Source organism: Campylobacter concisus, from assembly GCF_002913225.1.
GTDB classification, from domain to species: Bacteria; Campylobacterota; Campylobacteria; order Campylobacterales; family Campylobacteraceae; genus Campylobacter_A; species Campylobacter_A concisus_J.
In genome coordinates this window covers 94,661-108,218 of sequence record NZ_PPAW01000057.1, presented here as the reverse complement: position 1 = coordinate 108,218, position 13,558 = coordinate 94,661, and the positions used below count along the sequence as shown (strand labels likewise).

The 13,558-nt window shown below is 41.8% G+C and carries 14 protein-coding genes; 3 read left to right on the top strand and 11 right to left on the bottom strand.

The genetic code is table 11. The features are described 5' to 3' along the window. Nucleotides 1-14: 14 nt before the first annotated feature. Nucleotides 15-2,603 carry a Sec-dependent nitrous-oxide reductase gene (gene nosZ, locus CYP26_RS09295; RefSeq protein ID WP_103631178.1) on the bottom strand — a complete coding sequence of 863 codons (2,589 nt, stop codon included), beginning with the start codon at nt 2,601-2,603 and terminating at the stop codon, nt 15-17. A gap of 12 nt (nt 2,604-2,615) precedes the next feature. Beyond that, nucleotides 2,616-3,434: an ATP-dependent protease gene (locus tag CYP26_RS09290; protein WP_103631177.1), complete on the bottom strand. Its 819-nt coding sequence runs from the start codon at nt 3,432-3,434 to the stop codon at nt 2,616-2,618. Nucleotides 3,435-3,851: 417 nt separating this feature from the next. On the opposite strand from CYP26_RS09290, the gene moaC reads away from it, so the two are divergent. Genes moaC through CYP26_RS09275 form a run of 3 tightly spaced genes read left to right on the top strand, consistent with a single transcriptional unit; the run spans nt 3,852 to nt 5,817 of the window. Then, a complete protein-coding gene (moaC, locus tag CYP26_RS09285) occupies nt 3,852-4,328 on the top strand; it encodes a cyclic pyranopterin monophosphate synthase MoaC (RefSeq protein WP_180997186.1) in 477 nt (158 codons plus the stop codon). After that, the gene (locus CYP26_RS09280) at nt 4,303-4,569 is read left to right on the top strand and encodes an HP0495 family protein (protein WP_103617612.1); all 267 of its coding nucleotides are present in this window, start codon (nt 4,303-4,305) and stop codon (nt 4,567-4,569) included. Before moaC ends, CYP26_RS09280 begins: the two co-directional genes overlap by 26 nt. Nucleotides 4,570-4,578: 9 nt before the next feature. Continuing rightward, nucleotides 4,579-5,817 carry a hypothetical protein gene (locus CYP26_RS09275; protein ID WP_103631176.1) on the top strand — a complete coding sequence of 413 codons (1,239 nt, stop codon included), beginning with the start codon at nt 4,579-4,581 and terminating at the stop codon, nt 5,815-5,817. 72 nt (nt 5,818-5,889) lie between these two features. On the opposite strand, the gene CYP26_RS09270 is transcribed toward CYP26_RS09275, so the two are convergent. The 9 genes from CYP26_RS09270 to CYP26_RS09230 all read right to left on the bottom strand — a co-directional run bounded on the left by CYP26_RS09270 (nt 5,890) and on the right by CYP26_RS09230 (nt 13,510). Beyond that, nucleotides 5,890-6,684, bottom strand: a complete 795-nt coding sequence (locus tag CYP26_RS09270) for an undecaprenyl-diphosphate phosphatase (RefSeq protein WP_103595077.1) — start codon at nt 6,682-6,684, stop codon at nt 5,890-5,892. 58 nt (nt 6,685-6,742) lie between these two features. Beyond that, nucleotides 6,743-8,653, bottom strand: a complete 1,911-nt coding sequence (gene tkt / locus CYP26_RS09265; protein ID WP_103631175.1) for a transketolase — start codon at nt 8,651-8,653, stop codon at nt 6,743-6,745. A 109-nt stretch (nt 8,654-8,762) separates the two neighbouring features. Then, nucleotides 8,763-9,662 carry a polyprenyl synthetase family protein gene (locus tag CYP26_RS09260; RefSeq protein WP_103631174.1) on the bottom strand — a complete coding sequence of 300 codons (900 nt, stop codon included), beginning with the start codon at nt 9,660-9,662 and terminating at the stop codon, nt 8,763-8,765. Further along, the gene (locus CYP26_RS09255) at nt 9,659-10,768 is read right to left on the bottom strand and encodes a DUF7488 domain-containing protein (RefSeq protein WP_103631173.1); all 1,110 of its coding nucleotides are present in this window, start codon (nt 10,766-10,768) and stop codon (nt 9,659-9,661) included. The genes CYP26_RS09260 and CYP26_RS09255 overlap by 4 nt, the downstream gene beginning before the upstream one ends. Then, nucleotides 10,765-11,079: a YbaB/EbfC family nucleoid-associated protein gene (locus CYP26_RS09250; protein WP_103602369.1), complete on the bottom strand. Its 315-nt coding sequence runs from the start codon at nt 11,077-11,079 to the stop codon at nt 10,765-10,767. Before CYP26_RS09250 ends, CYP26_RS09255 begins: the two co-directional genes overlap by 4 nt. 3 nt (nt 11,080-11,082) lie before the next feature. After that, nucleotides 11,083-11,430: an aspartate 1-decarboxylase gene (gene panD, locus CYP26_RS09245; protein ID WP_002941539.1), complete on the bottom strand. Its 348-nt coding sequence runs from the start codon at nt 11,428-11,430 to the stop codon at nt 11,083-11,085. A 2-nt stretch (nt 11,431-11,432) separates the two neighbouring features. Then, nucleotides 11,433-12,716 (bottom strand): UDP-N-acetylmuramoyl-L-alanyl-D-glutamate--2,6-diaminopimelate ligase, encoded by a 1,284-nt coding sequence (locus CYP26_RS09240; protein ID WP_103631172.1) that lies wholly within the window; start codon nt 12,714-12,716, stop codon nt 11,433-11,435. Further along, nucleotides 12,694-13,248 (bottom strand): hypothetical protein, encoded by a 555-nt coding sequence (locus tag CYP26_RS09235; protein ID WP_009295268.1) that lies wholly within the window; start codon nt 13,246-13,248, stop codon nt 12,694-12,696. The genes CYP26_RS09240 and CYP26_RS09235 overlap by 23 nt, the downstream gene beginning before the upstream one ends. Continuing rightward, a complete protein-coding gene (locus CYP26_RS09230) occupies nt 13,235-13,510 on the bottom strand; it encodes a NifU family protein (RefSeq protein ID WP_103631171.1) in 276 nt (91 codons plus the stop codon). The genes CYP26_RS09235 and CYP26_RS09230 overlap by 14 nt, the downstream gene beginning before the upstream one ends. Between the last annotated feature and the right edge of the window lie 48 nt (nt 13,511-13,558).

Below are 13,558 nucleotides of genomic sequence, written 5' to 3'. Positions count from 1 at the left end.
AATGCCCCTTAAAACTACATGCCTGCGTTTTCGTCTATCCATTTTAGATACTGGATAATATTTTTGATCTCTTCGTCACTCATGTGCTGATTTGGCATTCTAAGTTTAAAGAAGTCAATCATCGCTTTAACGTAGTCGTCGTTATAGAATTTAGCAGGGTCTTTTATGAAGTCTGCTACCCATTTTTCGCCGTTTTCATGTCTTAGCAAGACGCCAGTTAAGTCTGGGCCTGAGCTTACTTGACCGATGACGTGGCAACCATTACATCCGCCTTTTAGATAAGCTTCTTCGCCTTTTGCAGCAGCTGGGCTCATCGGAGTTGCGATCTCTTTAGCTAGGTTGTTTTTAGCTCTTAGGCCAACGTCGGCAGTTTTAACCATATATTGCCATACTTGGTACTCCCAAAGGATAGCGCCATTTACGTCGCCTTTTTTGTAAGCTTCGTCAGCTTTAGCTTTTACCTCTTTGATGTGGCCATATTGATCAAGTGCGTCATCAACCAAAGCTTTTACTTTTGGATATTTCTCATAATGTTTCTCTTTTAGGTATTTAACAACCTCTTGGATAACATCATCAGTTGCTTTGTTAGTTGCGATTACTTTGTCGTACTCAGCTTTTAGAGCCTCTGGGCTTAGAGTTTTTAGCTTGCTATTTTTTGCAGATTCATATTTTTTATTTGGATCTTTAACAAGTAAGTAACCCATCATCTCTAGGTGAAGTGCTGAACAAAACTCGGTGCAGTAGTATGGGAAGACGCCTTCCATATCAGCTACGAAATTTACTGAAGCAGTTTTGCCAGGCTCAAGTGAAGCGTGGATGTTGTAAAGGTCGATGCCAAAGCCGTGAGTCTCATCTTGAGCGCGCTCTAGGTTTGTTAAGTGGATAGTTACGTTATCGCCTTTATTTACCTCGATGTGCTCTGGGTTGATGTGGCTTCTGATCATTGTCGCATAGACAGTTACGTTTTTGCCGTTTCTCTCAACTCTTTCTTGACCAGCTAGGGTTGCAAATGGGCTAGCCTCGCCTGTTCTTGAGTTTGTACCCATGTTGTAAGTAAGCGCTGGAGTTAGCTTGCTAGCAGCTATTGAGACAACGTCGTGTGGCTCACCAAGTGGGATAGGCATATCATAGATTAGCTCCATTTTTGGACCATTGATGTCTATTAACTGGTGGTTTTGTGGATGGAGTGGGCCAACTGGGTTGAAGCGATCGATTGAAAGTTTATCAAGAGCGATTGCATATTTGCCAACTGGTTTTGCTGATTTGCCCTCCATTGTGTCAAGGTGACCAATGTTGTAATGAACATTTACTTTATCAAGTACTTTTAAATTTTTGTAGTCCCATTTTACGATTTGGCTATCAACGTAAAGTGAAGTATAGACTACGCCATCTTGTGAGTCAAATGATGTATGCAGTGGTCCAAGGCCAAGTTCGACTTGTCCGTGCATTGTCTTTTCTCTATCTAAGATAGGTATGCCGTATGGGTCAGTGCCAGCGTACTCTTTTTTGTCGATTAGCTCTTTGATCTTTTTAAAGTCATAAACTGATGCGTGAGTATCAAGCTTACCGCCAACGATGATGTATCTACCATCTGGTGTTACGTCACAACCGTGTGGGCTCTTTGACTCTGGGATCAAAAATAGTGCTCCAGCTTTTACAGCAGCTTCTATCGTGATCACTCTATGACCATTTATAACTTTGTAGTTTTTCTTGTCTTGTGCAAGTTTTTCTAAAATTTGCCAGTTATAAACGTGTAAGAAGTCGGTGTCATTTCTACTAGCACCTGCCTCAAATGGAGGAAGACCTTTTTCGATACCACCTGTATACATCTCGCTATTTATTGAGTTTGTAAAGCCCCAGCCGTAGCTCTCGCCCTTACCAGCGTCGCTTAGGTCTTGCCAGTATGGAGGAAGCTCAAGAGAGAAAGATGCTTTCTCGTCGATCTTGCCTTTTGGATAGTCAAATTTCCAAAATGTCACAGCGCCTCTATAAACGGCTTCGTAGTCGTCCATTGAGTGGTAGTTGTCATCAAGTGGAGCTGCGTACTGGCTAGCTTCGATGACATACTCGCTGTTTGGAGTGATGAAGCTACCGCCGTGCTCACTCTTCATGATAGGGTTTACGACCATTTGAGTTGTCTCAAAGTCTTTTAAATTTATAACAGCGATCCTTGGGTTTGCCTTGTCGTTGATAAATAGATAATCACCAACATACTCACCATTTTTCTCAGTGAAATTTGGGTGGTGTGTATCGCCCCAAGTTATCTCTTTACCCCTGATGTTGCCTTGTTTTAAAACAGCTTTTGACTCATCGTCATAGCCATATCCTTGCCAAGGCTCTGGGGTGAAAACGCCGATGTATTTGTAAATTCTCATCGACGGAACGCCATAAACTAACACTTGACCACTCTGCCCGCCAGATGAAAAGACGATGAAATCATCTTTTTTACCGCTTGGCTGGTAAGTCTTAGCAGCTGCAAGGACATCTTTTTCGCTTAGCCCGCGCTCTTTCATGACTTTTTCAAGGTCACTACTAGCAGCACAAGCAGCAGTTAAAGATAGCCCAAGCAGTGCAGCACTTGCGACACAAAATAACTTTTGCATTTACTCTCCTTTTTAAAATGAATTTATCTCTAAACTCTTTGTCTTATTACCTAGATCCACGCCAACAAGCACGTTTTTATCTATAAAAATTTCTTTTATCTCGCCGCTAAAAAGCTCTTTTTTGCCCTTTAGCTTAAAGCTTTTGTCAAATTTATAGATCACTCCGTCCTCGCCAGCTACTAAAACCTCATCTCCCGCGCAAGCAAGAGCTGAAATTTTAGATCTTAAAACTTGCTTTTTAGCTCCACTTTTAAGATCTAAAATTTCTCCGTTTCTAAAGCCTATGAAAATTTCATCATCGCTAAATTTACAGGCACTCACTGGCGCAAAGCCAACGCTTTTTTGCTCTTTTGCGTTAAGCTTGCTATCAAGCAAAAACGCCTTGCCATTAAAGCTTGTAAAAAACACTCCCTCGCCAAGCGATAAAAAGCTAGAAATTTTATAAACATTGTTAAAATTTTTTGATATAAATTTTTTAGAACTCTTGTCAAAAATGGCGATCGTTACGACATTTGCCATATCGCAAGCGACGTAAATTTTCTCTTTATCTAGCAAGATATTTGAAACCTTACAGCCAACATTTGGCAGAGCAAATAAAAATTCCTTCTCGCTAGCTACCTTTACGATCTCGTTGTTTAAATTTGCAACGTAAAAAGAGCTCTCATCAAAAGCACATCTTTGATCTTTGTAAATTTTCTCCTTTAGTCCTAGGCTTTTTGTCTCGCCATCTTTTACAAAGATGATGTTTTGACTATTTTCATCGACAAAACAGCCTTTATCCTCAGCAAAAAGCGCCATCAAAGATAAGCTAAGACATAGCAGAAATTTCATTATCTAGGTTGCTTTCATCGTAAATTTAAAATTAACAAAAATATACATATTCATATCTTAAAAGCAAATTAGAAGTTAATTTGTTTTCTTAAGCTTTTAAAGAAAAATATCAATAATTTTTTTTAAATTTTGCTATTTACAATAAATAGACTTTGGAATTTAACGGATAGAAATATACTTTTGATAAAATTTATTATCTATGAAAGTTCGTATTTTAGGTATTTTATGCATTAAAATTTAAATTATAAATATTTTTTTAAAAAAATTATTTAAATTAGATAATTATATTAAGAAATGAAAAATCGCTCTTGTGTTTTGAGCAAAGCTTAAATTTTAGATTTTTGATATTTTTTTGCTTAAATTTGCTGATAACTTAAATTTGCTTAAATAGGCTATAATCCACCAAAAAAAGGAGAGATAATGCTAACACATTTAGATGAAAAAGACCGTCCAAAGATGGTCGATGTAAGCCCAAAAGATCCCACAAAAAGAGTAGCAACTGCTAGCGGGATCATCAAAATGAGCAAAGATGCTTTTAAGGCGATCAAAGAAAATACAGGCAAAAAAGGCCCAGTCATCCAAACAGCCGTCGTCGCTGCGATAATGGGCGCTAAAAAGACAAGCGAGCTAATACCTATGTGCCATCCACTAGCCATTTTGGGTGTGGATTGTGACATCGAGGAGCTGCCTGAAATTTGCGCTTTTAAGCTTTACGTGAGTGTCAAGATAGAGGGCAAAACAGGCGTTGAGATGGAGGCGCTAACAGGCGTGAGCGTGGGACTTTTAACCATTTACGACATGGTAAAAGCCATAGATAAAGGTATGGAGATCAGTAACATCGTGCTAGAGAGCAAAACAGGAGGCAAAAGTGGCGAATATATGCGATCTAAATAACAAAAAGGCAAAAATCGACTACCCAACACACTGGGAGTATAAGGCGATCTTTGACGCTGGCGTAAATGCCGAAGAGAAGGTAAAAGAGATAGTAAAAGATAGAGAATTTAAGCTAGTTTTTTCAAAATTTAGCAAGGATAAAAAGTACGCGAGCTACGATCTAGCCGTGCTAGTTTTAAGCGAAGAAGAGAGGCTGGAGATATTTTCAGCGCTAAAACACGAAGCAAAATACGTTTTATAAGGCAAAAATATGGATAAACTTGAACAAAATTTACGTGATTATAAAGAGAGCGAGGGGCTACTAACTAGCATAAAGGCTCTTTGCAACGACTTTTTTAAGGATGTCTCAGACAAAGATGAAAACGCACTGCCTGATCTTTTGAAGCAAAAGATGAACGAGCTTTACGACAAGATGGACAAAGAGAGCCTCATAAATGCTAAAAATCTAAAAAGCGCGATGGAGGGGATAAATCAAGCTCTAGTTAGTGGCGAAGAGAAGGAGCTTTATGAGCTATTTGATAAAAGAGATGAGATAAATAGAGCCATCGAGGCAAAGCGTGAAGAGATAAAAAATAGGCTAAAAATTTCATTTGAAGCGGCTGAAGAGGTCGTAAAAGATAGAAATTTTGGCGAAAAAGAGGAAATTTTAGAGCTTTTAAACAATGCGATCATTAGAGAAACGAGAATGCTTGGCATCTTAAAAGAGAGCGCTCAAATCGCCTTTTTAACGACGCTTGAGGGCGCAAAGGACGTAGAAGAGACCGCTGGCGCGATAGCTAAAAATATGACCTATTCTGCGATAAGAGGCGGGGAGTTTAGCAAAGAGCGAATGTTTGAAATTTCAAAAAATATCATCAGTGCAGCTGGAAATTTAGCAAATGAGGGGCATATCTTTGCAAAAGAGCTCATAAAAGGCGCGATAAATGGCACTAGAGATGGCATTTTAAGAGCTATTGAAAAGCTAAAAGATGAGGCTAAATTTGCCCCGGACGAGCTAAGGCTAAACTCACAGCTTTTAAATTTAAAAAACGTGGATGAAGAGTTTATAGCGCTTCTTAAAGAGCTTGAAAACGAATTTGATGGCGTAGCTAAAAGCGAGATCGAAAGCGTGATAAATAGCGAGCTTGACACAAACCTAGCAAAATTTAAACGCATAAGCGATCAAGCGATAGAGCAGATCAGCTCAAGGCTTGAAGAGCTAAAGTCAAACGGCGTTGCAAAGCTTGTGAGCGAAGCGAACAATAAATTTGAAGCCCTAAAGCAAGAGCTAAATGACAAGAGCAAAAAGCTAAAGCTAAATTTTGACGCTAATGATAAGCTTGAAGGCCTCAAACAAGATATCGCGGAGTTTGAGAAAAAGGCGAACGACAAGCTTGAAGATATCAAACAAATGGATATAAAAACAGAAGCTAAGAAATTTGGCGACAGAGCATATCAGGCTGCAAAAGACTTCATAAACGTCATAAAAAAAGATAAAAAAGAGGAGTAAATTTGCCAAGCTTTTTGGCAAATTTATCATTTTGGCTAGGTCTATCCAACCTAGCCCTTTTACAACTTAAATTTATAAAAACAGATAGAGCAAAAACGCACCCAAGATCAAGCGGTAAATGACAAAAGGTAGCATCCTGATCCTTGAGATGATCCCCATAAATAGCTTCACGCAGATATAAGCACTAACTGCACTTATGATGACGCCAAGGGCGATGTCGCTCCATGGCAAGGCGTTTGGATCTTTTATAAGCTTGATGCTCTCAAGTCCGCCAGCTAGGATGATGACAGGTATCGAAAGTAAAAATGAGAAATTTGCACTGCCTTTGTGGCTAAATCCTAAAAAAAGTGCCGCTGTCATCGTTATGCCTGATCTTGAGACGCCAGGGATGAGCGCCACAGCCTGCGCTAAACCGATGATGAGAGCAAATTTTATGGTCATTTCGTATTCGCTTTTGTTTGTTGAGCGAAGATCAGCAAAGTAAAGTGCGATGCCAAAGACGATCGTAGTAACAGCGATCACAACGCCGCTTCTTGCGTACTCTTCAATCACGTTGTTAAACAAAAGTCCAAAAATCCCCACTGGGATAGTGGCAAATCCCACGCACCAGACAAGCAGGCTATCGCCCACCATCTTTCGTTGCGCGATCGAGGCAAAAAAGTCGCGAAGTAGCTTAAAAATCGTATCTTTAAAATAAAAAAGTATCGCGCTTAGCGTACCAACATGCACTGCCACGTCAAAAGCAAGCCCTTGATCTGGCCAGCCAAGTAGCTTTGGCACCAAGATGAGATGAGCCGAGCTAGATATCGGCAAAAACTCGCTTATGCCTTGCACCAAGGCCAAAACGATAACGTGAGAAATTTCCATAAAATGCCTTTTTTGATTGTAGATTGCAGTTGGGGATTTTACTCCCCAAAGTTAAATTTTATATAAGTTCGCTAGCAAAATTTGCAAGCTTTTGCGGAGTAAATCCGAAGTGATCAAATAGCTCGTTCGCCTTGCCACTAGCGCCAAAGCTGTTCATGCCATAAACTGCGTCGGCAAATTTATACCACTCATAGCCAGTTGCGGCCTCAACTGCGATGATCGTTGTGTTTTTATCTAAAATTCTAGCCACATACTCAGCTGGCTGCTCGCAAAGCAGGTCAAAACAAGGCGCTGATACGATATTTGCGCCGATACCTTGCTCAGCTAGAAGTGCAGCTGCTTTTACGCAGAGCGAAACCTCGCTGCCGCTTGCTATAAATGTTATCTTCGCATCTTTTGCCGAGCTTAGAAGATATGCGCCGTTACTAACCTCGCCAAATTCGCCTTTTGCAAGTGGCTCAAGCCCTTGGCGGCTAAGCACAAATGCACTTGGAGCGTTTAAATTTAGCGCCGCGTGCCAGCTAGCTGCGTTTTCGTTGCCATCAGCTGGGCGGAAAGTGTAGAAATTTGGCATAGCTCTAAATGTGCTAAGCTGCTCGATAGGCTGGTGCGTCGGACCATCTTCGCCAACGCCGATGCTATCGTGTGTGAAGACAAAAAAGTGCTTGATGCCCATTAGCGCTGCTATCCTCGCACTTGGCTTTAGATAGTCGCTGAAGATGAAAAATGTCGCTGAAAATGGCAAGAAAAGGCCGTATCTGGCGATGCCATTGTTGATAGCTGCCATGGCGTGTTCTCTGATGCCATAGTGGATGTTTTTGCCATTTGGGAAGTCGCCCATGCCCTTTAGCTCGGTCTTGTTTGAAGGAGCAAGATCTGCACTACCGCCGATAAATCCAGGGAGTTTTTTAGCTATCTCATTTAAAATGACGTGGTTTGTATCTCTTGTGGCTAGCTTTTTATCGCTAAAGTCTGGGAATTCGAGCCTGCTAAAGTCTGGATTTAGAAGTGAGTTTAATAAATTTTTACCCTCAGCACTTAATGCCTCAACCTTTTTGTTCCACATAGCCTCTTCAAGATCGCCCTTTTCAACTGCACCTCTAAATCTTAAAAGCACGTCCTCGTCAATTACAAATTTCTTCTCAGGGTCAAAGCCAGCTGCAACCTTTGCCTTTTTGATGATCTCTTCGCCAAGTGGTGCGCCGTGGCTGTGGTGGCTGCCCTCAAGCTCCATTGCGCCGCGTGCTATGCGTGTGTTTGCGATTATGAGATATGGCGACTCTTTCTCGCTAGCTTGCTCAAGTGCAAATTCGATCTGGTTATAGTCGTGTCCGTCGATGCGTGCGACCTCCCAGCCCTGCGCCTCAAACCTAGCCTTGACATCCTCGCTAAATGCGATCGCTGTGTCGCCCTCGATCGTGATGTTGTTTGAGTCATAGATGAGCACAAGGTTATCTAGTCTTAAATTTCCAGCCACCGAACATGCCTCGTAGCTTATGCCCTCTTCTAGGTCGCCGTCGCCGCAAAGGCAGTAAATTTTATGATCGATGATTTTATTGTCTGGCTCGTTTAGCACGTTTGCAGCGTATTTTTCTGCCATGGCTAGACCAACTGCATTTGCTACGCCTTGACCAAGCGGGCCAGTAGCCATCTCAACGCCTGGAGTATGAATTTCTGGGTGTCCTGGAGTGTTTGAGCCAAGTTGGCGGAAATTTTTAAGCTCGTCTAGGCTTAGATCGTAGCCGCTTAGGTGCAAGAAGCTATAAACCAAGCTTGATGCGTGACCACCGCTAAAAACGAGCCTATCTCTGTTCAGCCATTTTGGATTTTTAGGGTTGTGTTTTAAAAAATTGCTTAAAACTACCATGATATCAGCTAGGCCCATAGGAGCACCTGGGTGTCCGCTGTTAGCGTTTTGCACCATATCAGTGCACAAAAATCTTATAGTATCGGCTTGTTTTTTTAGCATATGATCTCCTTTTTATTGCGTCAGATTATACAAAAAAGTGATTAAAACTTGCCTTGCATTTTTGCCCAAAATGTCTAAAAAGTGATATAAATTTACGAAATTTACGCGCTTATCTTAGGTGCTTGTCTGTAAGCTCCAAGATCATTTTTGCGATGTTTGCATCTATCTGCTTTAGTGCCTCTTCTATCTCGCAAATAAGCTCATCTTTTTTCTTTTTTGCGCCAGATAGACCAAGTAAATTTGTAAATGAGTTTTTCGCTAGGTCGTTATGCACGGGCTTTCCAGCGGCCGCTTCGTCGCTTGTAAGATCGATGATGTCGTCTTGTATCTGAAAAGCAAGCCCAAGCTTTAAGCCGATATCATAAATTTTCTCGCACTCTGTTTTGCTTAAATTTACTATTACAGCGCCCATTTTTAGGCTTGCAGCGATGAGCTTTGCGGTTTTATGGATGTGTAAAAAGACTAGCTCATCAAGGCTTAGCATCTTGCCAGAGAGGCCAAATTTAGCCTTTGCTCTTTTGATGTCCTCTTTGTTTGTATTTTCAAAAAAACAATCCAGCGCCTGCCCTAGCACCATGCCGCTAACGCCAGCATTTTGGCTTAAAATTTCAACGCATTTTATACGTGTGTCGGCTGGCAACTCAGCACGTGAAATTTCATAAAAAGCATGCGTATTTAGCGCATCTCCTGCAAGTATCGCAGTCGTCTCGTCGTAGGTTACGTGAAGCGTTGGTGTGCCGCGCCTTAGGCTTGCGTTATCCATCGAAGGCAGATCATCGTGGATGAGCGAGTATGTATGCATCATCTCAAGTCCCAAAGCCACTCTCATCGCCTTTTGCGTGAGGCTTTTATCCACATTTTCAACCACGCCAAGAAGCAAAAGTGCCCTAAAGTGCTTGCCTCCAGCCTTTAGCATGACGCCAAGCGCCTCCTCGTAGTAAGGGTGAAAGCCAGGCGCCTTTGGCAAATTTGCATTTAGAAATTTTACGAAGTCCTCAAGTAGGCTCATTTTGGCACTCTTGCAAAGAACTGAAAGTCGTTTCTAGTAAATAAAAGCACGAAATTTTGCAGATCGCTTATCTTTTCTAAAAGCTCCTCGCGATTGCTCACGCTCTCTTTGTTGTAGCCTAAAATTTTATCGCCGATCTTGATGCCAAAGATGTCGGCATTTGACTTTGGCTCGACCTTAGTAACGACTAAATTTTTATCAACCGTGATACCATAATCCACCAAAACTTTATCATCAAGCAAGCTCTCAGGCGACTTTGGCATGACATTTAAATTTGGCAGATCAAGACTTGAAAGGGCGTCTATATCAAGGCTTTGGTTAAATTTCACATCCCCGCTTACTGGCACTTGAAAGAGTAGCTCCTGCCTATCACGCTTCACGATGATGTCCAGTTTTGCACCCTTTGGAGCAAAAAGCACCATCTCATTTAGCTCTCTTAGGCTCTTTGGCTTGATCCCATTTATCGTAACAAGCTCATCATCTACCATCATCATCTTGCCGCGGCCCAGTGGATCAACAAGACCCACAAAAAATTTATCCTCTTTTTGCAAGAATTTCACGCCGATATCGCCGTAATATACGTCATCGTAAGATACAAAGTGCTTTAAATAGCGATTTGGTATAAATTTATCAGCTCCAACAGCTATGCCTATCATCTTACAACAAGGCGTGTTTATCTCGCCAGTTGCGTTATACTCGAAGCTTAGCGTATCAAAGTCGCCTAAATTTTGCCCTAAAGACTTGATGTGACCCATGACGGTGTTGTTTGCGTCATTTAAGATGCCAACCCAAGTGCTCTTTTTTATGCGCTCCTCATTAGTCTCATCAGCCATCACAACTGGGCTTAGCTCCTTGCTAGAGCGTACCAAAAAGAGCTGCAAATACGGGTCAAATTTGACATATTCACCAAGTGGCGCCCCCTCGCTTTTTGGCACTGCGATCAAATTTTTAGTGATAGCCACGCCAAAGTGTTTATTAACTGAGACGATTGAGTTTTTGTTCTTTTCAAAGCAGGCGTTAAAGTCCTCTTGTGTAGGCCTAGGATCGGCATTTAGGCAAAGTGCTGATAGCAAAAAAGCAAGGGCAAATTTATATTTTAGTCTCATTTTATCCCCATCGAAGCAAGCCCGCCAAGCATCCTTGAAGCGGTGTTTTTCTTATCGGCCTCAACTGATTTTAGCACATCATTTACGGCGCTTATTAGCAAAATTTGCATGCTCTCTTTATCTTCAAGCAAGCTATCATCTATGCTGATATCAAGTATCTCGCCGTTGCCGTTTGCTCTAACGCTCACCAGCCCACCGCCGCTTTTTGCTCCAAATTCTTTATTTTTACTCTCTTCTTCCATCTGCTTGGCTTGCTTTTGCACATCCTCAAGCATCTGCCCCATCTTTGAAAAGTCAAATCCCTCAAACATCGCCTACTCCTTTATGATCTCGTTTTTGTTATTTACATGCACGATGGTTGGCTTAAATTTCTTAGCCTTTTTAAATTTCATACTAGCATACGCCACGATGATGACCACGTCTCCTACGCAGACCTTTCTAGCAGCTGCGCCGTTTAGGCAAATTTCACCCTTTTTGCCCTTTATCACGTATGTGGCAAATCTCTCGCCATTATTTACATCTAAAATTTCAACCTTTTGATTTTCTATCAAATTTGCAGCCTTTATAAGCTCCTCGCCGATGCTGATCGAGCCAACATAGTTTAAATTTGCATCTGTTACGACGGCCCTGTGGATCTTACTAGCTAAAATTTCTATATTCATTTTTACCTCTTTAAAAGCTCTTTTACTACTTCTTTGTCGCTAAATGGGTGCTTGACGCCTTTTATATCCTGATATGGCTCGTCGCCTTTGCCAAGTATGACAAGCGCCCAGCCAGGCTCTAGCTTGCTAATGGCTAGCGCGATCGCCTCTTTTCGGTTGGCGTTTCGTATCAAATTTTCATTTTGGCTCATGCCAGCGCAAATTTCGTCTATTATGCTCTCTGGCTCTTCGCTTCTTGGATTATCACTTGTGACGATGCAAATTCTTGCGTATTTTTGGGCTATCGCTCCCATTTTAGGGCGCTTTGTCCTATCTCTGTCGCCGCCTGCACCAAAGACTGCTATCAAATTTAGATGTCTAAGCGAGTTTAGCACCTTTTCTATGCCATCTGGCGTATGAGCAAAGTCTACGATGATTAGCGGATCGGTGCTAACGACCTCCATCCTGCCGCTCACGCCTTTAAATTTACTTATCGCCTTTGAAAGTGCGGCTGCGTCTGGACGCTCAAGCAGGCAAACGGCGCCAAGGGCTGCGATTAGGTTGTAGAGATTAAACTCGCCTTGAAGGCTTGAGTCTATCTCCACATCGCCATTTGGCGTCTTTATAACTGCGTCTATGCCGTCTTTTAGCCCATAAACTATCGGCGCAAAACTAGCTGGCTTTTTGATCGCGTATGTGTAGGCGTTTTTTGGGTTAAATTTAACTCCACCATCGTCAATGTTTATGAGCTTTACGCTCTCATCGTCAAAGAAGCTTGATTTTACCCTCGCGTACTCTTCCATACTATTGTGGTAGTCGAGGTGATCTTGCGTTAGGTTTGTAAAAATTTTAAGAGCAAAATTTAAGCTCTCTATGCGTTTTTGAGCGATCGCATGTGAGCTAACCTCCATCACGAAGTACTCACAGCCCTGTTCGCTGGCTACTTTGAGATATGAGAGCGTCTTTAAAATGGCACTTGTCGTAAGCGCCTTATCATCTATCTGCTCGCCCTCTATAAATGCCCCTCTGGTGCCACTTAGGCCGCATTTTTTACCTAAATTTCGCAGGGTCTCGTAGATAGCCGCAGCCGTCGTGGTCTTGCCATTTGTGCCCGTGATGCCAACTATCTTTAAGCTTTCGTCTATTTTTAAAAGCTTTTTGCACTCTTCAAGGGTGATTATCTTTGCGCCCTTTTTTACCGCGTCCTCTGCAAATTTCGCATTTGCAGTGGTTTGCACAAAGTATGCACCCTGTTCGCACTCGTTTGAATCATCTGTTATGAAGCTATTTTCTACTGATATTTTCATCGTTTTGTCTTTTTTGTATCTCTTTAAAAAGCTGATCTATACGCTCGTCTCCGCCAAACATCACCGCCGCACTCTCAAGGTAGTTCATGCTCATATCAATGAAGTCATTTTTTATCAAATTTCCTAAAAACTCCAAAAAATCGTCTTTGTTTGAGATCATCACCTTCGTTGAGAACATGATGTTTTCAAAAACCTTTTTAAAGCTGCCGTCCTTATAAACAGCCCTTTTAAAGTCCTCGTAGCTGATCGCGTCTTGCTCCTCAAAGTACTCGCTCTCCTCGTCTCTGGACTCTAAAATTTTTAAAATTTCCTCCACGCCCTCGTCGTCTTCGCCAGCTCTTACCTTCGCCATGTAGTAGTCAAACAAGAGCTTTGCCTCCTCGGCATTTTCCTCGCCAAGAGAGCAAATTTGTATCAAAAATAGTAAATTTTTCTCCTGCGTCTTTTCGTAGGCTAGCGAAAAGTAAAAGATCGCATCTTTAAATTTAGAGCGTTTGAAATATTTTATGCCTATTTTTTTATAATCTATCAATGTCAAATTCCTCGCCTATTGGGACGTTTATGACCTCAAGCTCTGGGTGAATGTCGATGCGAAGTTGCCTTTCGATGCCGTATTTTAGCGTGGTCGTGCTAGCCGCACATCCGTGGCAATGTCCTGTGAGTCTTACGTAAATTTTGCCATTTTTTATACCAAGTAGCTCCATGCCACCGCCGTCATTTTCAAGCATCGGTAGCACCTTTTGCAAACTCGCAGCCACTGGTTTTAAAAGCTCTTCATCACTAAATGGGATCATATTTTTTCCTTAAATTTTTTAGCTATTATAGCAGATAAAGTGCAAACA

What these genes read in the sequence shown, in the direction of transcription:
- nosZ (WP_103631178.1), bottom strand. Translation starts at nt 2,603, where the DNA reads ATGCAAAAGTTATTTTGTGTCGCAAGTGCTGCACTGCTTGGGCTATCT.
- CYP26_RS09290 (WP_103631177.1), bottom strand. Translation starts at nt 3,434, where the DNA reads ATGAAATTTCTGCTATGTCTTAGCTTATCTTTGATGGCGCTTTTTGCT.
- CYP26_RS09275 (WP_103631176.1), top strand. Translation starts at nt 4,579, where the DNA reads ATGGATAAACTTGAACAAAATTTACGTGATTATAAAGAGAGCGAGGGG.
- CYP26_RS09270 (WP_103595077.1), bottom strand. Translation starts at nt 6,684, where the DNA reads ATGGAAATTTCTCACGTTATCGTTTTGGCCTTGGTGCAAGGCATAAGC.
- tkt (WP_103631175.1), bottom strand. Translation starts at nt 8,653, where the DNA reads ATGCTAAAAAAACAAGCCGATACTATAAGATTTTTGTGCACTGATATG.
- CYP26_RS09260 (WP_103631174.1), bottom strand. Translation starts at nt 9,662, where the DNA reads ATGAGCCTACTTGAGGACTTCGTAAAATTTCTAAATGCAAATTTGCCA.
- CYP26_RS09255 (WP_103631173.1), bottom strand. Translation starts at nt 10,768, where the DNA reads ATGAGACTAAAATATAAATTTGCCCTTGCTTTTTTGCTATCAGCACTT.
- CYP26_RS09250 (WP_103602369.1), bottom strand. Translation starts at nt 11,079, where the DNA reads ATGTTTGAGGGATTTGACTTTTCAAAGATGGGGCAGATGCTTGAGGAT.
- panD (WP_002941539.1), bottom strand. Translation starts at nt 11,430, where the DNA reads ATGAATATAGAAATTTTAGCTAGTAAGATCCACAGGGCCGTCGTAACA.
- CYP26_RS09240 (WP_103631172.1), bottom strand. Translation starts at nt 12,716, where the DNA reads ATGAAAATATCAGTAGAAAATAGCTTCATAACAGATGATTCAAACGAG.
- CYP26_RS09230 (WP_103631171.1), bottom strand. Translation starts at nt 13,510, where the DNA reads ATGATCCCATTTAGTGATGAAGAGCTTTTAAAACCAGTGGCTGCGAGT.